The organism is Massilia brevitalea, from assembly GCF_030711405.1.
GTDB lineage: Bacteria > Pseudomonadota > Gammaproteobacteria > Burkholderiales > Burkholderiaceae_D > Telluria > Telluria brevitalea.
This window is the reverse complement of sequence record NZ_JAULSI010000033.1, coordinates 48,779-66,956: the sequence shown is the minus strand read 5'-3', so window position 1 is coordinate 66,956 and position 18,178 is coordinate 48,779. Positions and strand designations below refer to the sequence as shown.

Genomic DNA, 18,178 nt, shown 5'->3' with positions numbered 1-18,178 from the left:
GTGCTGCGCCTCGGCCGCTGATGGGCCGATTTGTGCAACAAAGCCATGCCGAGGTGTCGATGAGATTCATGTTCCGCGTGTAGGTAGGTGGAACACTAGCTAAGAGTTAATTTATTCTACACATAATATTAGTGTAATGGGCGAATTTGCTACCGTGCGGGATGTGCAATCGATCTCGTTGCCAATCTGATACGCCATCTTCTATGGGAAGGCATGGACATTTGCTGAGAATGTTATTGTCGAAGCGGCATAGACCTGTTGCCAGAATCAGGCAAAAATATGACGGAATAGGATGAGATGGGGTGTATGCAATCGGCATATTCGTTAATTTTCCTTATTCCCTGTTACACGACACGCGTGTGTCCGAATAAAGATGACGAAAATTGCCCGGAAAAGCTGGAACCTGCACGCCATGCGGGTTTGCCGAGGCCGCGTCCCTTTGCCTGCCTCTATCCGCGTCAATAGGCTGTATGGCTGGATAATAAATGTTTTCCGATTTGAAGCTTGGAAAGCATGGGTAATACGAAATAATGTTGAGCGCAGTTTTAATTTCTAAAAATGCTGTATTTACGTTATCGCATGTACTCAAGTGCTACGATAAGGATGACGCGCTGCGTAGTGTGTTCCAGGAATAAATAGGCAAGCGCAGACCCGGCAATCCTTTATCGACAATCCGATTGCCGGGCACCGCCATCATGCCGCTTTAGAACGCGGCAATTCCCGTTTGCGCACGGCCGAGTATCAGCGCATGGATATCGTGCGTGCCTTCATAGGTATTCACCACTTCCAGGTTCACCATGTGGCGAATGATCCCGAACTCATCCGAAATACCATTCCCGCCCAGCATGTCGCGCGCGGTGCGGGCGATGTCCAGCGACTTGCCGCAGGAATTGCGCTTCATGATCGAAGTAATCTCCACCGCCGCCGTTCCCTCATCCTTCATGCGGCCCAGGCGCAGGCAGCCTTGCAGGCCCNAGCATGTCGCGCGCGGTGCGGGCGATGTCCAGCGACTTGCCGCAGGAATTGCGCTTCATGATCGAAGTAATCTCCACCGCCGCCGTTCCCTCATCCTTCATGCGGCCCAGGCGCAGGCAGCCTTGCAGGCCCAGCGTGATCTCGGTCTGCATGTCGGCCAGCTTCTTCTGCACCAGCTGGTTCGCCGCCAGCGGTTTGCCGAACTGATTGCGGTCCATGGTGTACTGGCGCGCCGTGTGCCAGCACGCTTCGGCCGCACCCAGTGCGCCCCAGGCGATACCGTAGCGCGCCGAGTTCAGGCAGGTGAACGGACCTTTCAGGCCGCGTACGTCCGGGAAGGCGTTTTCTTCCGGGCAGAACACGTTGTCCATCACGATTTCGCCGGTCACCGAGGAACGCAGGCCGAACTTGCCGTGGATTGCAGGCGCGCTCAGCCCTTCCATGCCTTTTTCCAGCACGAAGCCACGGATCGCGCCTTCGTCGTCCTTGGCCCAGACCACGAACACATCCGCCACTGGCGAATTGGTGATCCACATCTTCGAGCCGGTCAGCGCGTAGCCGCCATCCACCTTGCGTGCACGGGTGACCATCGAGCCCGGATCGGAGCCGTGGTTCGGCTCGGTCAGGCCGAAGCAGCCGATCCACTCGCCGGTGGCCAGCTTCGGCAGGTATTTCTGCTTGGTCGCTTCGTTGCCGAACTCGTAGATCGGCACCATCACCAGCGAGGACTGCACGCTCATCATCGAGCGGTAGCCGGAATCGACGCGCTCGACTTCGCGCGCGATCAGGCCGTAGGCGACGTAGTTCATGCCCGGGCCGCCGTATTGTTCCGGGATGGTCGGACCCAAGAGGCCGAGTTCACCCATCTCGCGGAAGATCGAGGTGTCCATGGTCTCGTGGCGGAAGGCCTCGAGGATGCGCGGCTGCAGCTTGTCCTGGCAGTAGGCGGCGGCGGCGTCGCGTACCATGCGCTCTTCGTCGGTGAGCTGGCTGTTCAGCAGCAGTGGGTCCTCCCAGTGGAAGGCGGTCTTGCGGGTCGAAGCGGAAGCGGTCATGGTGCGGTCCTGTCTCTGTTCTTGTGGCCGGGCGGAAGCCGGAGTCAGGGCATTATAGGAAGGACGTCTTGACACATCTTTTCAAACTGCGACAGGCATTTTCATTTTCGTCCGACGCAGATGCCTACTGGGTAAAGGCGACGGCGCCCGTCAGCCCCGCATCGCGCAGGCGCACCATGTCGCGCGTCGGCGCAGTGCCGAAGTGGCGCGCGTATTCGCGGCTGAACTGCGAGGCGCTGAGGTAGCCGACGCGCTGGCAGGCCAGGTTCGCGTCCATGCCAGTCGCCAGCATCAGGCGCCGCGCTTCCTGCAGGCGCAGGGTCTTCTGGAATTGCAGCGGGCTCATCGAAGTGAGCGACTTGAACTGGCCGTGCAGCGAGGATGCGCTCATGTGCGCCAGCTCGGCCATATCGTCGATGCGCATCGGCTGGTCGTAATGCTGCCGGATCCAGGCCACCACCTTGCCGATGCGGTGGGTCTCGATCCGCCCCAGCTGGGCCAGGCGCGCGCCGAAGGGGCCGCGCAGCAGGCGCAGCATGATCTCGTCCTGCACCAGCGGCGCGAGCAGGGCGGCATCCTCGGGCCGGGCGGCAAGCGCCATCAGGCGCAGGGCGGCGTCGAGGATCTCGGTGCTCGCCCGGGCCACGTAGACGGCGCGTCCCGCACGCGTGGGCGGCACGCCGTCGGGATAGGCCTTCAGAATCAGTTCGCTCAGGCGTTCCAGGTCGAAGTCGAAGCGGAAGGACAGATAGGGTGCGGCCACGCTGGCTTGCCGGATCATGGCGGCGATCGGCAAATCGAGCGAAAAGACCAGCATGCGCGACGGGTCGTAGTCGTAGGACTCGTCGCCCAGCATCACGGTCTTGGCGCCCTGGGCGACGATGCACAGGGCGGGGCGGTGCAGGCCGTGCACCAGCTCGGCGCTGTCGTTCGAGGCGCGCACCGCATGCACGCCAGGGATGCAGGTGGCGAACGTGCCGTCCTGCGGCGCGCTGGCGGCCAGCAGCGCGGCCAATCGGGCCAGACCGGGGTCGAGAGGGGAAGTCGGCGCATTCATGGCGCATCCATCGTACTGTGTGGCTGAAGAATACACCATGCTGGCCTGTGCTTAGCTGGCGTGGTCGGTCGAGACCGTCAGTGCCTCGAAGGCCGCCATTTCCTCTCGCCTCGCGTCAAGCGCCGTATTCGCCATGGCCAGGGCATCGCTGCCGGCCAGGAACTGGCGCGGCGGCGCGTCCATCGCAGCCAGCTTGACCACGGTGGCCGCCAGCTTCACCGGGTCGCCCAGCTGCTTGCCCTTGTAGGCGCCATAGGCCTGTTCGACCGAACCGTGGGCGGCGTAGTCGTCGATGGCGGTGGCGCCGTAGCGTACCGAGCTCGGGTCGAGGAATTCGGTGCGGAAGAAGCCGGGTTCGACCGCCGTGACGTGGATGCCGAATGGCGCCACTTCGAGGGCCAGCGAGGCCGTCAAGCCTTCGATGGCGTACTTGCTGGCGCAATACACCGAGGCGCCGTCGAAGCCTGTAATGCCGGCGATCGAGCTGATGTTCATGATGTGGCCGCCGCGCTGGCGCCGCATGGTCGGCAGCACGGCGCGCAGCATGTGCAGCACGCCGTGCACATTGACGGCGAACTGCTCGGCGATGTCGGCATTCGAGACTTCTTCCAAACGGCCCAGCAGGCCGTAGGCGGCGTTATTCACCAGCACGTCGATGCGGCCGAAGCGTTCGACGGCCTGGGCGACCGCCGGCGCCGCCTGGGCTTCGTTGGCGACATCGAGTTCGATGAGGGCGATGCGTTCCGGGGCGATGCCGGCAAAGGTGTCCTGCAATTGGCCCAGCTTGCGGGCGGTGGCCACGACCCTGTCGCCGGCCTGCAGCGCTGCGTGTGCGATGTCGGCGCCGATGCCGCGGCCGGCGCCCGTGATCATCCAGACTTTGCTCATGATGTCTCTTCCTTGTGGTGGTTGCGAGGAAGAGAAATGGTAGGGCGCGGAGGGTGTGGCAGCTTGCCTGAAACTCCAGGGAGCTGGCGCGATCCTCGCCAGCTGCAGGCCGTACCAGACTAGCCGGTGACGCCGAAACGACCGCCGTGGAACAGCAGCGCCGGCTGCGGCTGGACTGCGCATTCCTCGACTTCGCCGACAAAAATCACGTGGTCGCCTTCGGGATAGCGGCTGCGGTTGTGGCACTCGAACCAGGCCACGGCGCCCTTCAGGATCGGCTGGCCGGTGCGCGACAGCTCGTACTCGACGCCGGCAAACGGATCTTCGGTGCGGCGCGAGAAGCGCAGCGCCAGGTCTTCCTGGCCGGCCGCCAGCACGTTGATGACGTAGTGCGAATTGCCGCTGAAGACGGGCATGCTGTTGGCCGCCGCGCCCAGGCTCCACAGCACCAGCGGCGGATCGAGCGATACGGAATTGAAGGAACTGGCGGTCAGGCCGCGGAAGCTTCCATCCTCGAGGCGCGTGGTGATGACGGTCACGCCGGTCGCAAACTGCGACAGCGCCTGGCGGAAATGCGTCGAATCGAAGCCGCGCTCGGCGGCGCGGGGAGAGCGTGTGTTCATCGGTACCCTGGAAAGTTGCATGCTCATTATGCCATCGCGTAGCCAACGACGCCGTTTGGCTCAATGTTGCGCCTGCACAAAGTAGAGCTTTACGTTACAGTAAAAGTCATCACGAACAATATCGAGGTGTGAGATGAGCGAGCAAACAGCGGCCGGCGTGGCGATCCTGGGCGGCGGATGCTTCTGGTGCGTCGAGGCCGTTTACCTGGAAGTGCGCGGCGTCACGCGCGTGGAATCGGGCTACATGGGCGGCCATGTGGTGAACCCGACCTACGAGCAGGTGTGCGGCGCGGCCACCGGGCACGCCGAGGTGGTGCGGCTGGAATTCGATCCGTCGGTGATCAGCTACCGCGACATCCTGCAGATCTTCTTCACCATCCACGATCCGACCACCCAGGACCGCCAGGGCAACGACGTTGGCCCGCAATACCGCTCGGTGATCTTTACCCAAGACGCCGAACAGGACGCGACCGCGCGCCAGGTGATGGCCGAAATGGCGGCCGTGTGGGATGCGCCGATCGTGACCCAGGTGCTGCCTGAGGAAACCTGGTACAAGGCCGAGGAGTACCACCAGAATTACTATGCCCAGCACCCGATGCAGGGGTATTGCGCGCTCGTGGTGGCGCCGAAGGTGGCGAAGTTCAGGAAGACGTTCCAGCAGTTCATGAAATAAGGACCACGCGGGCAAGGTTTTTGTAGGGTGGGCCGGGCCGCGCTGGGCTCTCGAGCCCACGCGGTATGGCACCGTTGATCAATCGAAACGTCGGCGTCGGACTGTACCGGGGCATTGGCGATCTGGCCACAATGCATTCGCCTCGGCACACAAGGTCAGGCCGCGTGGGCACGAGTGCCCACCCTACCCGTTACGCTCATTCGTACATGTACTTCCTCGACCACGGTATCTGCGCCGGGTCTTCTCCCGCCTTGCCGCACACGATCTGGTACAGGCTGATCCAGTCGTGCGCAAAGGCGTAGGCGCAGCCGGCCAGGTACACGTGCCAGATGCGGAAGCGCTTGCCGTCGGTCAGCCGCGCGATCTCGCCGGCGTGGTTCTCGAAATTCTCGGTCCAGGCGGCGCAGGTCCGGGCGTAGTGGCGGCGCAGGTTTTCGACGTCGCGCACTTCCAGTCCTCCCTGCTGCATGGCCTTGATCACCGCCGATAAATGCGCCAGTTCGCCATGCGGGAACACGTACTGGTCGATGAATTCACCGCCGCCATACGGCGTTGCGCGGCCTTCGGCATCGGTCGAGGTAATGCCGTGGTTCATGGCCACGCCGCCCGGCGCCAGCAAGGTGTTGATGCGCTCGAAATACGCGGGCAAATGCTGCACCCCCACGTGCTCGAACATGCCGACGCTGGTGATGCGGTCGAACTGGCCGCTGACGTCGCGGTAGTCCTGCAGGCGGATCTCGACCTGGCCCTCCAGCCCGGCCGCCGCCACCCGCTCGCGCGCCAGCGCGGCCTGGTTTTCCGACAGCGTGACCCCGAGCACGCGCGCACCGAAATGGCCGGCGGCGCGAATCGCCAGCGCGCCCCAGCCGCAGCCGATGTCGAGCAGGGTGTGCCCGGGCTTGACGCCGATCTTGACGAGGATATGGTCGATCTTGCGCACCTGCGCCGTGGCCAGGTCTTCCGTGCCGGTCTCGAAATAGGCGCAGGAATACACCATGTTCGGATCGAGCCAGGATTGATAGAAGGCGTTGGAGACGTCGTAGTGGTAGCGGATCGCGTCCGCATCCTTGCGCCGCGTGTGCGGCGAGAACAGGCGCAGCGGGTGGGCGAAGCGGCGGCCGTGCTTGCCGGTGGCGGCGGCCAGTTCGTTGGCGACGCGGATCATGTCGGCCGCCCGGCCCTTGATCTCGAGGGCGCCTTCGACATAGGCTTGCCCGAGCTTGTGCAGCGACGGCGACAGCAGGTAGCGCAGCGAAGCGGGACGGGGCACGCGGATGGTGACCAGCGGCGGGTCGGACGACAGGTCGACATGCTCGCCATTCCACAGTTCCACACGCAGGGGCAGCGACAGCTTGCTGCGCATGCGCATGCTCCAGGCGCCGAGTTTCAGTTCGTTGAACACGTTCCCTCCTGCTGGTGAGCCGGCGCGTGGCGCGCCGGCTGACGACATGACGGAGCCGCCGTGGGGCGGGCTGTGTAAAACAGAAGTGCGTAAAACGTTTGCTGCGACTTACGGTTGCAGGCGTTGCCGGGTCCAGCTGCCGTCTTCCTGCCGCGTGTAGACGATGCGGTCGTGGAAGCGCGAGCGGCGCCCTTGCCAGAACTCAATGCGCTCGGGCACCAGGCGGAAACCGCCCCAGTTGTCGGGACGCGGCGGCGCTTCGCCGGCCTGCGCGGCAACGGCTTCGTAGTTCTGCTCCAGCGCCGTACGGCTCGAGATCGGCGCGCTCTGCTGGGAAGCAATTGCCGACAGGCGGCTCTTCAAAGGCCTGCTGTGGAAATACTTGTCGCTTTCCTCAGCCGAGGTCGTTTCGACCCGGCCCTCGATGCGCACCTGGCGTTCCAGTTCGCTCCAAAAGAATAGCAGAGCAGCGTGCGGATTGGCGCGCAATTCCTGCGCCTTGCGGCTGTCGTAATTCGTGTACCAGGTGAAGCCGCGCGCATCGAACTGCTTGACCAGCACGATGCGCGAACTCGGCCGCCCGTCGAGATCGACGGTGGCCACGTTCATCGCGTTCGGCTCGTTGACCTCGGCCTTCAGCGCCTGCTCGAACCACTGCGTGAATTGCGCAATCGGGTCGTCGCGCACCTCGTCCTCGTTCAGGCTGGCCTGGCCATAGTCCTTGCGCAGGCCGGCGACGGCGTCGCCGATGGCGGGAACAGCCGGGGCCTCGGCCGCTGCCGGCGTCGTGTCGATGCCACGGCGCCGCCCCATGGCCGCACCCAGGCGCGCCATCTGCTCGGGCGAGAAGAGGCGCATGGCCATCGGCGCCATCGTGCTTTCCTCGCGCTCCATGTGCGCCGTGTAGCGCTGCACGAAGTGCTGCACGCTCGACGTCGAGAGGGCGGTGGCGCTGCCGGCTGCAATCGCGGTCAATTGCTCGTGCAGGTCTTGCCAGAGTGCGTCCATGTCCTTGTGGTCCTGCAGGATGGCCGGCGCCAGCGCCTGCAGCGTGGCGGCGTCCTCGCCTTGCGCCACGGCGCGCAGCATCGGGATCAGGTCCTGTTCCTCGTCCTCGTGGTGCAGGTGGGCCGCCTTCTCGAAGTACTTCAGTACGGCGCTTGCCGCCTGGCGCGCCTGTTCGTCAGCGCCGTGCGTGGGCAGGTGCGCAAGCAGGCGTTCGAGGGTGGCGAGCTGCTTGCGGATGCGTCCATGGCAATGCTTGAGGACAGCGATCGGCTGGTCGAAACCAGGCGCGGCGTCGAGGAGGGAATCGTTCATGTGCGTTTTTCTGACAGGAGAATTTTTTTTGATTGACCAAGAGGCATTTTAGTGCAATTGCGGTAGATGGGTTCGGTAAAATGGCGGGATGCATACCACCGATACCCCCACCTTGCCCGCCGTATTCGACGACGAAATCGACTTCGCACGCCGCTTCGGCGGCATCGCCCGCTTGTATGGCGAGCGTGCCCTCGAACGCTTCCGCGCGGCGCACGTTTGCGTGATCGGCGTCGGCGGCGTCGGCTCCTGGATCGTCGAGGCCCTGGCGCGCAGCGCGGTCGGCCACCTCACCCTGATCGACCTCGACAACGTGGCCGAATCGAACATCAACCGCCAGATCCAGGCCCTCACCAGCACCGTCGGCATGCCGAAGATCGAGGCCCTGCGCGAGCGCATCGCCCAGATCAACCCGTTCTGCAAGGTGACACTGGTCGAGGATTTCGTCGAGCCGGACAACATCGCGCAGATGATCGGGACGGACCGCTTCGACTACGTGGTCGACGCCATCGACAGCGTGAAGGCCAAGGCCGCCCTCATCGCTTACTGCCGCGACCACAAGCTGCCTCTGGTGACCATCGGCGGCGCCGGCGGCCAGGTCGACCCGACCAAGATCGAGGTGCGCGACCTTGCCCGCACCGAGCAGGAGCCGCTGCTGAAGAAAGTGCGCAAACTGCTGCGCGCGCAGTACGGGTTTTCGCGCGGCGAGAAGCAGAAATACCACATCGACGCCGTGTTCTCGATGGAGCCGCTGCGCTATCCGGAAGCTGAGGATGCTTGCGAGATCGGGTCCAGCGTTACGGGCCTGAACTGCGCCGGCTTCGGTTCCAGCATGGTGGTCACCGCCAGCTTCGGCATGATCGCGGCCGGCCATATCCTGCGCAAGATGGCCGAAGCGGCGCAAGCGGAAACCGCGGAGACGCCGGCCGAGGTGGCGCTGCCGGAAACGGCATGAGCCAAAAGTAAGGCGGTGTAACGCCGCTGCCATGGCGGCGCGGGGCTTTGCTATCATAGGATGATCGATTGAAATCCTGTCATTGAAAGAGTCCACATGATCCGTCGTACTTCCTTCCTGGCCTTGCTCATCGCAAGCGCCGCCGCCTGTGCCCAGCAGGGCCAGCCAGTTGCCACTCCGGCGAATGCGCCGCAAGCCGCGGCTGGCGCCGACCAGGCTGCCGCCACCGTGCGCCAGCAGGGCGTGCAGAGCGCCGCCGAACAGGCAGCTGTCGGTTCGCAGCAGGCTGCCGGCGTGGCCGGCCAGGCCGCCCAGAGCGGCGCCGAAGCCGTCAGCGGCGCAGCCCAGGATGCCGCCGCCGCCGCCCAGGCGCCGCAGCCGGCAACCCCGGCCGAACCCCAGCTCGAAATCGTCGACCGCGTGGTCGGCAAGGGGCAGACTGCCGAACTCGGCCACAAGGTGACCGTCAACTACACCGGCTGGTTCTACAAGCCGATGGCGCGTAACCAGCGCGGCCGCAAGTTCGACTCCTCGCTCGACGGCGGCCGCACGCCGCTCGACTTCCAGCTGGGCGCCGGCCAGGTCATCAAGGGCTGGGAGCAGGGCGTGGCCGGCATGAAGGTGGGCGGCAAGCGCACCCTGATCATCCCGAGCCGCCTCGGCTACGGCGCGCGTGGCGCACCAGGCGGCATGATTCCGCCGAATACGGATTTGATCTTCGATGTGGAACTGCTCGGCGTAAAATAAACGCACTAACCACCAAGCGGGAGTGAACGATGCGTGTCGCCAACGATGTCACTGAGCTGATCGGCAATACACCGCTGGTCAGGATCCGCAAGCTGGGCAAGGGTGGGGCCGAGATCCTCGCCAAGCTCGAGTTCCACAACCCCGCGCACAGCGTCAAGGACCGCATCGGCCTGGCGATGATCGAGGCGGCGGAGCAGGCCGGCAAGATCGGCCCCGACACCGTCGTCGTCGAGCCGACCAGCGGCAACACCGGCATCGCGCTGGCGATGGTGTGCGCGGCGCGCGGCTACCGCTGCAAGCTGGTCATGCCCGAGACCATGAGCAACGAGCGGCGCATGCTGCTGCGTGCCTATGGCGCCGAACTGGTGCTCACGCCAGGCGCCGAGGGCATGGTCGGCGCGATCCGCCGCGCCGAGGAAATCGTGGCTTCCGACCCGCGCGCCTTCATGCCCCAGCAATTCAACAACCCCGCCAATCCGGAAGTCCACCGCCGCACCACGGCCGAGGAAATATGGCGCGATACCGACGGCAAGGTCGACATCGTGGTGGCGGGCGTCGGCACCGGCGGCACCATCACCGGCGTGGGGGAAGTGCTGAAGGAGCGCAAGCCGGGCTTCCAGGCGATTGCGGTGGAGCCTGAGGCGTCGCCGATGCTGTCGAAAGGCACCAAGGGGCCGCACCCGATCCAGGGCATCGGCGCCGGCTTCGTGCCGCAGGTGCTGAATACCGGGATTTATGACGAGGTGATCGCGGTGCGCAACGAAGACGCATTCGAGACCGCACGGGCGGCGGCGCGCGAGGAGGGGCTGCTGGTTGGCATCTCGTCTGGCGCGGCGCTGTGGGCGGCGATGCAGGTGGCGCAGCGGCCCGAGAATGCGGGCAAGCTGATCGTGACCATCATTCCGTCGTTTGGCGAGCGGTATTTGAGCACGGCGTTGTTTGCGAACCTGGCGGGGTGATCATGCCTGCGGCCTGATCAACGCCGCGCCCGGGCCGTCAACAGAGGCCTGCGGCCTGGCCGTTTATTGGAGGCCTGCGGCCTGGACCGTACGGTGGGCACTCCGTGCCCACGCGGTTACGTGCGTATCCGTAGCTACGGGCAGCGAGGCGTCGCTCGAAACGCATCCATGAACGGCAACAGCTAATACGCCAACACTCCGCTCATCGTTTCGAGCGGCATGTCACGGCAAACGCAAAAAAGACACGCACGTAACCGCGTGGGCACGGAGTGCCCACCCTACGATATCAACCGCTATCGTCCAGACGTTATCATCGCATGACGTCAGCGCAAGCCCATCATCCGCCCGGCTTTACACCCCATGCGCCGCCAGTGCACACCCGTGCGTGCTCGTCCCTTCCTCCACCTGCAAGGTGCAATGCGCAATCCCGTGCTCCTCGCGCAGCGCCGCCACGGTCTCGTCGAGGAAGCCGTCCCCCGGATACCCGCCCGGCATCACCAGGTGCGCCGTTAGCGCATTCTCCGTGGTGCTCATGGCCCAGATATGCAGATCGTGCACGCTTGCCACGCCGGGACGCGCCGCCAGGAAGTGTTCGATTGCATGCGCATCGACGCTGGCCGGCACCGCCGCCATCGCCATCTGCACCGATTCGCGCAGCAGCGACCAGGTGCCCCACACGATCACCAGCACGATCGCCAGGCTCACCGCCGGGTCGAGCCAGGTCCAGCCGGTGGCGATGATCACCAGGCCCGAGATCACCACGCCCAGCGAAATCGCCGCATCCGCCGCCATGTGCAGGTAAGCGCCGCGCACATTCAAATCACCCTTGCTGCCGGCCATGAACAGCCAGGCCGAAAAGCCGTTGATGGCCACGCCGATGGCCGCCACCACCGACACCGTGACGCCCGCCACCGGATGCGGCTCGGCGATGCGCTGCACCGCTTCCCAGGCGATCGCGCCGCAGGCGGCCAGCAGCAGCAGCGCGTTCGCCAGCGCCGCCAGGATCGAGGAACTGCGCAGGCCATAGGTATAGCGGGCGCTCGGTGCGCGCTTGGCCAGTACCGCCGCGCCCCAGGCCAGCACCAGGCCCAGCACGTCCGACAGATTGTGGCCGGCGTCGGCCATCAGTGCCGTGGAGTTGGCCAGGAAACCGTAGACGAATTCGATGGCGACAAACGCCGTGTTCAGGCCGATGGCCAGCGCAAAGGCACGGCCGTGGCCTTCGACCGGGGCGTGGTGGTGATGGTGGCCGTGTCCATGGGCGTGTCCATGCGCGTGCGAATGATCGTGGTGGTGGTCGTGGCTCATGGTTCGTTTCCGTTGGCGGGTTCGGCGATGTGCTCGAACATGTTGGCGAGCAGGGTGCTGATGTGGGCGTCGGCGGCGGCGTAGAACACCTGCTTGCCCTGGCGTTCGGCCTTCACGATGCGCGCCGCCCGCAGCAGGCGCAGGTGGTGGCTGACCAGCGAGCTGGAAAGATGGAGCGCCGCGGCGATGTCGCCTACGGCGGTCGGCTGGGCCAGGCAGGCGAGCACGATGCGCAGGCGGGTGGCGTCGCCGAGCAGGTGGAAGAGGTCGGCCACTTGCTCGACGTGGTCGGATTCGTCGGGAATAGTCATCATTAACATGTGAATAGATGTTCACATGTTAGTTGAAAAAAATGGAACGGGCAAGTGCACTTGCCGGTCCCATCTTTTTCGGTCTTTTCCTCCCTGCCTTACTGCGGGTGGAATTCCTCAGCCGACGCAAACATCTCCCAGGCCGCAATGAACAGCGCCGCAATCACCGGCCCGATCACGAAACCGTTCAGGCCGAACAGCGCCATGCCGCCCAGGGTCGACAGCAGCACCAGGTAGTCCGGCATCTTGGTGTCCTTGCCGACCAGGATCGGGCGCAGGATGTTGTCGACCAGGCCGATCACCAGCACGCCAAAGGCGATCAGCACCACGCCCTGCCAGATGGCGCCGGTCACCAGGAAGTACACCGCCACCGGCGCCCAGACGATCGCCGCGCCCACAGCCGGCAGCAGCGACAGGAAGGCCATCACCACGCCCCACAGTAGCGGCGCCTGCACGTCCAGGAACCAGAAGATCAGGCCGCCCAGCGCGCCCTGGGCAATCGCCACCAGGACGTTGCCCTTCACGGTGGCGCGGATCACGGTGGTGAAGTTGTCGAACAGGCGCTGCTTGTACATGCGGCTGAGCGGCACGGCGCGCTTGATGCGGTTGGCCAGGGCCTGGCCGTCGCGCAGCAGGAAGAACAGCAGGTACAGCATGATGGTCAGGCTGACCAGGAAGTCGAAGGTGTTGCGGCCGAAGTTGATGGCGTAGCGCGCGAACACCTGGCTGACCTGGGCCGCGCCTTCGGACAGCTTCTGTTCCAGCGAGGCCAGGTCGGTGACTTCGAAGCGCTCCAGTACGGAGACGATCCAGTCGGGCAGCACGCTGACGATCTGCTGGAAGTAGCGGCCGAAGTCGATCTGGCCGGAGCCGATCATGTCGTAGATGCCGAGCGCCTGGCGCACCAGCGAGGCGCCGATCAGGGACAGCGGCAGGATCACCATCACGATGATGGAGAACAGGGTGAGCAGGGCGGCGACGGTCGGCTTTTGTTTTGTTACCGGCAGCAGGCGGCGGTACAGGGGCGCGAACAAAATCGCCAGCACCATGCCCCAGAAGACTGCGCCGGAATAGGGCAGCAGGATCCAGCCGAAGGCCAGGGTGACCAGGGTGAGGAGGAGGAGGAAGAACTTTTGCTGGATTGTGAATTGGTTCATGGGCTGCCGGTATGTGAATACAGTTGGGCCATGATAGACGATTCGACAACCCGGTGTTTGGGGAACGCGGGTTGTCCGGAACGCGTGGTGCAAATTTTGTCGCCGCGGTGCAGATGGTCAGACCGCGTGGGCACAAGTGCCCACCCTACCTTATTGCAGCAGTTGTCCCTCGGTGTCGCGGATTTCGATGGGGCCGAGCTTGAGCTTGTCGAGTTGCGGCAGGATGCGCTTGCGGTCGCCGACGGCCACGATGACCAGATGCGCGGGGTCGAGGTAGCGGCGTGCGGCTTGCTGCACATCTTCTGCAGTCACCGCAGCCAGCTTGTCGGGCAGCTGGCGGTAGTAGTCGAGCGGCAGGCCGAAGACGAAGGCTTCGGCGAGGCTGGCGCCGATGTCGGCATTCGTCTCGAAGCCGTTCGGCAGCGACAGCAGCTGGGCGTTGCGCGCGCCCGTCAGTTCGTCGACGCCGAGCGGGGCGTCGATCATCGCGCGTGCCTCGCGCAGGATCTCGGCCACCGAGGCGCCGGTGGCGTCGGCGCGCACGCTGCCGGCGATGCTGAACGGGCCCGGTGCGCGGCCGTAGCGAAAGCCCGAGAACACGCCGTAGCTGTAGCCTTTTTCTTCGCGCAGGTTCTGGTTGATGCGGCTGGTGAACAGGCCGCCAAAAGCCGCGTTCATCACTTCCAGCGCCGGATATTGTTCGCTGGTGCGCTCTGCGCCAAAGGTCACCAGGCGCAGCGCGGTCTGCGGCGCGCCGGGCTTGTCGACCAGGACCACGCGTGCGCGCGTCGGGCCGGGCGTGCCCGGGGCGAACGGCGGCGCGTCGGCCACTTGCCAGGCGCCGAAATATCTCTCCGCCAGCGCCTGCAGTTCCTCGCGCCGGATGTCGCCGGTGACAACCAAGGCCGCGTTCGACGGCACGTAGTGGCGGCGCCAGAAGCCGAACAAGTCTTCACGCGCGACGGCGCGGATCGCGGGCTCGGTGCCCAGCTGGCCGTAGCCGTAGGGATGGCGCGGGCCGTACAGGGCGCCGGCGGCGGCCACCGAGGCCACCGCTTCGGCTTCGTCGCGCTGGCCCAGCAGGTCGCCAAGGCGGCTGGCGCGCTGGCGCTCGACTTCCTCAGGCGGGAAGGCCGGATGCAGCACCACGTCGGCCATGACGGCAAAGGCTTGCTCGAAGGTCGAGCGCAGCGCCAGCAGCGACACCGCCGAGGCATTGGTGCCGCTGTCGGCATCCATGAAGGCGCCCAGCTGCGCGATCTCCTCGGCAATCGCCAGGGCGCTGCGCTTGCCCGTACCTTCGGTGAGCATCTGCGCGGTGAAGCCGGCCAGGCCGGGCAGGGCCAGGGGGTTGCTGTCGGCGCCGCTGCGGATCACGACTTCGGCCGACACCAGCGGCAGCGCAGGGTTGCGATGGTGGATCACGGTCAGGCCGTTCGCGAGCCGGAAGGCTTCGCCCAGCGGCAGCATGAAGCCCGGCGCCGGACCAGCCTGCGGCGCTTTTGCGCGCCAGGCTTCGGCTTCGTTGGCGCCGGCGTGCCGGGTCTTGACCGTCTTCGCGGTCCTGGACGCTTTCGGCGTTTTCGGCAGCGGCGGGTCGTGCGGCAGCGTCGGCTCGCCCGGCACGCCGGCCACCACTACCCGGTTCTTCGGCTGCAGCCATGTGCGCACGGCGCGCTGCACGTCGGCCGCGGTGATGCGGCGCAGCGCGGCGATGTCCTCGGCCAGGTAGCCCGGGTTGCCGGTGAACTGGTTGTAGTGGTTCAGCTGGTCGGCCAGGCCGTCGCCGCCCAATTGTTCCAGGCCGGTGAGCATGGCGGTTTCGATCTGGCGCTTGGCGCGTTCGACTTCTGCCTCGTGCGGACCCTGTTCGCGCAGGGCGTCCAGTTCGGCGTCGATGGCCGCTTCCAGTTCCTGCGCCGTGTGGCCGGCGCGCGCGGTCACCTCGACCAGGAAGGTGGAGGCGAGGGCGCGCGCATCCTGGTCGGCGTCGACGTCCTGGGCGATCTGGCGCTCGTAGACCAGGGATTGGTACAGGCGGCTCGACTTGCCGCCGGCGAGGATCTGCGCCGCCACCGACAGTTCGGCGTCGCCCGGCTGGTAGGCGGGCGGCGTGAGCCAGCCCATGTACACGCGCGGCAGTTCGACGCGGTCCGGTACCGTCAGGCGGCGTTCCTGCGTGATCGGCGGCGTGGTCACCTGCGGGCGCTCGACATCCGGGCCGCGCTTCAGGCTGCCGAAGTACTTGGCCACCAGGGCGCGCGCCGCCACCTTGTCGATGTCGCCGGCAATCACGATGCTGGCGTTGTTGGGGCCGTAGTAGCGCGTGAAGAAGTCGCGCACGTCGGTCAGTTTCGCGTTCTGGATGTCGGTGTGCGAGCCGATCACCGAGGCGTAGTACGGGTGCTCGGGCGGGAACAGCGCGTGGTTCAGGGCTTCCTCGACGATCCCGTAGGGTTCGTTTTCCACGGTCTCGCGGCGCTCGTTGCGCACCACGTCCTGCTGGTTGGCCAGGGATTTCTGGTCCAGCACGTCGAGCAGGTAGCCCATGCGGTCGGCGTGCACCCACAGCGCCAGTTCGAGCTGGTTGGCGGGCACGGTGTCGTAGTAGCTGGTGCTGTCGTAGCCGGTGCCGCCATTGCTGTCGCTGGCGCCGGCGCCTTCGAGCAGGCGGTCGGCCAGGCCGCGCGGCAGGTGCTTGCTGCCGGCGAACATCATGTGCTCGAACAGGTGGGCGAAGCCGGCCAGGCCGGGCGCTTCGTTGGCCGGGCCGACGTGGTACCAGACATTCACGGCCACCACGGGCAGGCGCTTGTCTTCCACCAGGATGACTTGCAGGCCGTTCGGCAGCGTGTATTTGTCGAAGGCGATGTGCGGTATATCGAGCGGCGCTGGCGGCGCGCCAGACGATGCAGGCGCCACAGGCGCGGCAGGCGGGGCCGCCGCGGCGGCCGCTCCTGCTGCGCCGGTACTGTTAGCAGCGGCCAGCAGCACGGATGCGGCGAACAGCGGTCGGGTTTTCATGCGGTACTCCAGGATTCATTCAATGTGTCAGTGGCAGGCGGCGCTGCCATGGTCGGGCGGCGAGGCGTTCGGCAGCATAGGTGGGGTCGCTTCCAGCAATTCCCAGTCGTAGCCGTCTGCGCGCAGCCGCAAGCGCAGCACGGCGTTGCGGCTGGCGTCGCGCACTTCGCTGTGCTTCGCGAACAGGAGGAAGGGCGTGGCAAAGGCGCCGCCGGTGCCGACCACGAACTGGCGCATCCCGCGCGGGTCCGGCTTGCCGTGCGCATCCTGCGGTGCAAAGCGCTCGTAGTCGTGGTCGTGCCCGGACAATACCAGTTCCGCGCCGGCCGCGTGCAGCAGGGCCCAGGCGCCGCGCATTTTCGGCACGCTGCCGTGCCCGCCCGAACTGTACAGCGGATGGTGCCAGAAGGCGAGGGTGCAGCGGCGCGGGTTGTTCTTCAGTTCCTCGCGCAGCCAGTCCAGCTGGGCGGCGTGCGCGTCCGGGGCCAGGTTGCTGTCGAGCGAAATCACGTGCCAGCTGCCGAGCGTCAGGCTGTACCAGCTGCGCTCCGGGCGTCCGGCGCGCTCGCCGAAATAGGCGAAGTAGGGCAGGGCGCCCTTCGTGTAGTACTCGTGGTTGCCGGGCGTGGGCCAGGTGCGGTCCTTGAAGCGGCCCCAGGTCGGGTCGTAGCAATCGGCGAATTCCCTGGCCGTGCCGCGCGGGTAAGTGTGGTCGCCCAGGGTCAGCACCACGGCTTGCGGGGCGGTGGCCAGGCCGGCGGCCACCACGGCGGCGGTATCGGCCGCGCCCGACCAGCGCGGATCGGGATGGGCGCAGCGGGCGATGTCGCCGGCGGCGTAGACCGTCTGCACCGGTGCCGCGTTCGCACAGGCGTGCGAACACAGGGCGGCCAGCGCGGCCAGGACTACACGGACCGGCTGCACTATTCAATAAAGCGCAGCAGTCCGCGCAGCGCGTGGATGACGGTCTGTTCGCGCACGGCCTGGCGGTCGCCCTGGAAGACCAGGCGTTCGGTAAAGGTGGTGTCGCCGCGCGTCCAGCCGAAACAGACCGTGCCGACCGGCTTGCCCGGCACCGCGCCGGTGGGGCCGGCGATGCCGGTGGTCGAGAGGGATACATCGGCATTGCTGTTCGAGAGCGCGCCCTCGGCCATGGCGCCGGCAACTTCCTCGCTGACGGAACCGAATTGCGCGATCAGCGCCGCCGGCACGTCCAGCAGTTCGGTCTTCGAGTTGTTCGAATAGGTGACGAAGCCGCAGTCGAACCAGGCGGTGGAGCCGGCGATCTCGGTGACGGCCTGCGACACGCCGCCGCCGGTGCAGGACTCGGCGGTGGCCAGCACCAGGCGCTTGGCCTGCAATGCCGCGCCAACCTTGGTGGCGAGTTCGATCATTTCGTTGCTCATGCGGCTCCTCCGGTGATGTAACGTTACTGTACGCACCAGGCAAATCAGCGGAAAGCCGGTGGCGCAGCAGGGGCGACAGCCTTGTTCGCGCAATAGGCATTCTAGCGCGCGCAGGCAGCTGCCGGTGTAGCAAACTTGCAGGAAAAATCCGCGACTATGCTATCCAAATGACAAGGGAAGGCGTAGAGTTGCACGCTTTCAGCGTACGAAATGTTCCGTGCGACACGTTGACATTGCCTGCTGCTATCCTGCATCGCGGCGGTATCCGCCGAGTTTCCTTTATTCAATCGACCACAATGTTGCTTCATCAATACGCGTGCT

Annotated in this window: 15 protein-coding genes and 2 pseudogenes; 4 read left to right on the top strand and 13 right to left on the bottom strand. The window is 65.6% G+C overall.

Annotation, left to right across the window (positions count from 1 at the left end):
- Positions 1–703 precede the first annotated feature (703 nt).
- From QWL29_RS19520 to QWL29_RS19500, 5 genes and pseudogenes are all read right to left on the bottom strand, one after another.
- Positions 704–973 (bottom strand): annotated as a pseudogene (locus QWL29_RS19520) (acyl-CoA dehydrogenase family protein); the annotation flags it as partial.
- A pseudogene (locus tag QWL29_RS19515) lies at positions 972–2,030 on the bottom strand (acyl-CoA dehydrogenase); the annotation flags it as partial. The pseudogenes QWL29_RS19515 and QWL29_RS19520, both read right to left, overlap by 2 nt.
- Positions 2,031–2,154: 124 nt before the next feature.
- Positions 2,155–3,087: an AraC family transcriptional regulator gene (locus QWL29_RS19510; RefSeq protein WP_305824541.1), complete on the bottom strand. Its 933-nt coding sequence runs from the start codon at positions 3,085–3,087 to the stop codon at positions 2,155–2,157.
- Positions 3,088–3,138: 51 nt separating this feature from the next.
- Positions 3,139–3,975 (bottom strand): oxidoreductase, encoded by an 837-nt coding sequence (locus tag QWL29_RS19505; RefSeq protein WP_305824540.1) that lies wholly within the window; start codon positions 3,973–3,975, stop codon positions 3,139–3,141.
- Between the two features lie 119 nt (positions 3,976–4,094).
- Complete coding sequence (locus QWL29_RS19500; RefSeq protein WP_305824539.1) at positions 4,095–4,598, bottom strand: flavin reductase family protein; 504 nt, start codon at positions 4,596–4,598, stop codon at positions 4,095–4,097.
- A 133-nt stretch (positions 4,599–4,731) separates the two neighbouring features.
- Here QWL29_RS19500 and msrA point away from each other — a divergent pair, with 133 nt between their 5' ends.
- Positions 4,732–5,271 carry a peptide-methionine (S)-S-oxide reductase MsrA gene (msrA, locus tag QWL29_RS19495; protein ID WP_305824538.1) on the top strand — a complete coding sequence of 180 codons (540 nt, stop codon included), beginning with the start codon at positions 4,732–4,734 and terminating at the stop codon, positions 5,269–5,271.
- Positions 5,272–5,467: 196 nt separating this feature from the next.
- On the opposite strand, the gene QWL29_RS19490 is transcribed toward msrA, so the two are convergent.
- Positions 5,468–6,673, bottom strand: coding sequence for a class I SAM-dependent methyltransferase (locus tag QWL29_RS19490; RefSeq protein WP_305824537.1), 1,206 nt, complete (start codon positions 6,671–6,673; stop codon positions 5,468–5,470).
- Positions 6,674–6,781: 108 nt separating this feature from the next.
- Positions 6,782–7,993 carry a pyridoxamine 5'-phosphate oxidase gene (gene pdxH / locus QWL29_RS19485; RefSeq protein ID WP_305824536.1) on the bottom strand — a complete coding sequence of 404 codons (1,212 nt, stop codon included), beginning with the start codon at positions 7,991–7,993 and terminating at the stop codon, positions 6,782–6,784.
- A gap of 88 nt (positions 7,994–8,081) precedes the next feature.
- Here pdxH and tcdA point away from each other — a divergent pair, with 88 nt between their 5' ends.
- The 3 genes from tcdA (at position 8,082) to cysK (ending at position 10,651) form a co-directional block, all read left to right on the top strand.
- Positions 8,082–8,945 carry a tRNA cyclic N6-threonylcarbamoyladenosine(37) synthase TcdA gene (gene tcdA, locus QWL29_RS19480; protein WP_305824535.1) on the top strand — a complete coding sequence of 288 codons (864 nt, stop codon included), beginning with the start codon at positions 8,082–8,084 and terminating at the stop codon, positions 8,943–8,945.
- A 96-nt stretch (positions 8,946–9,041) separates the two neighbouring features.
- Entirely contained in the window at positions 9,042–9,692 is a 651-nt protein-coding gene (locus QWL29_RS19475) for an FKBP-type peptidyl-prolyl cis-trans isomerase (protein ID WP_308635796.1), read from the top strand.
- Positions 9,693–9,721: 29 nt separating this feature from the next.
- Entirely contained in the window at positions 9,722–10,651 is a 930-nt protein-coding gene (gene cysK / locus QWL29_RS19470) for a cysteine synthase A (protein ID WP_305824534.1), read from the top strand.
- A gap of 351 nt (positions 10,652–11,002) precedes the next feature.
- Here the strand turns inward: cysK and QWL29_RS19465 are convergent, their stop codons facing one another.
- The 6 genes from QWL29_RS19465 to QWL29_RS19440 all read right to left on the bottom strand — a co-directional run bounded on the left by QWL29_RS19465 (position 11,003) and on the right by QWL29_RS19440 (position 17,857).
- Positions 11,003–11,959 (bottom strand): cation diffusion facilitator family transporter, encoded by a 957-nt coding sequence (locus QWL29_RS19465; protein ID WP_305824533.1) that lies wholly within the window; start codon positions 11,957–11,959, stop codon positions 11,003–11,005.
- Positions 11,956–12,270, bottom strand: coding sequence for an ArsR/SmtB family transcription factor (locus tag QWL29_RS19460; protein WP_305824543.1), 315 nt, complete (start codon positions 12,268–12,270; stop codon positions 11,956–11,958). Before QWL29_RS19460 ends, QWL29_RS19465 begins: the two co-directional genes overlap by 4 nt.
- A gap of 98 nt (positions 12,271–12,368) precedes the next feature.
- A complete protein-coding gene (locus QWL29_RS19455) occupies positions 12,369–13,427 on the bottom strand; it encodes an AI-2E family transporter (RefSeq protein ID WP_305824532.1) in 1,059 nt (352 codons plus the stop codon).
- Positions 13,428–13,577: 150 nt separating this feature from the next.
- Entirely contained in the window at positions 13,578–16,451 is a 2,874-nt protein-coding gene (locus QWL29_RS19450) for a M16 family metallopeptidase (RefSeq protein WP_305824531.1), read from the bottom strand.
- A gap of 27 nt (positions 16,452–16,478) precedes the next feature.
- Positions 16,479–17,375 (bottom strand): metallophosphoesterase family protein, encoded by an 897-nt coding sequence (locus QWL29_RS19445; RefSeq protein ID WP_305824530.1) that lies wholly within the window; start codon positions 17,373–17,375, stop codon positions 16,479–16,481.
- The gene (locus QWL29_RS19440) at positions 17,375–17,857 is read right to left on the bottom strand and encodes a CinA family protein (protein ID WP_305824529.1); all 483 of its coding nucleotides are present in this window, start codon (positions 17,855–17,857) and stop codon (positions 17,375–17,377) included. The genes QWL29_RS19445 and QWL29_RS19440 overlap by 1 nt, the downstream gene beginning before the upstream one ends.
- Positions 17,858–18,178: the final 321 nt, after the last annotated feature.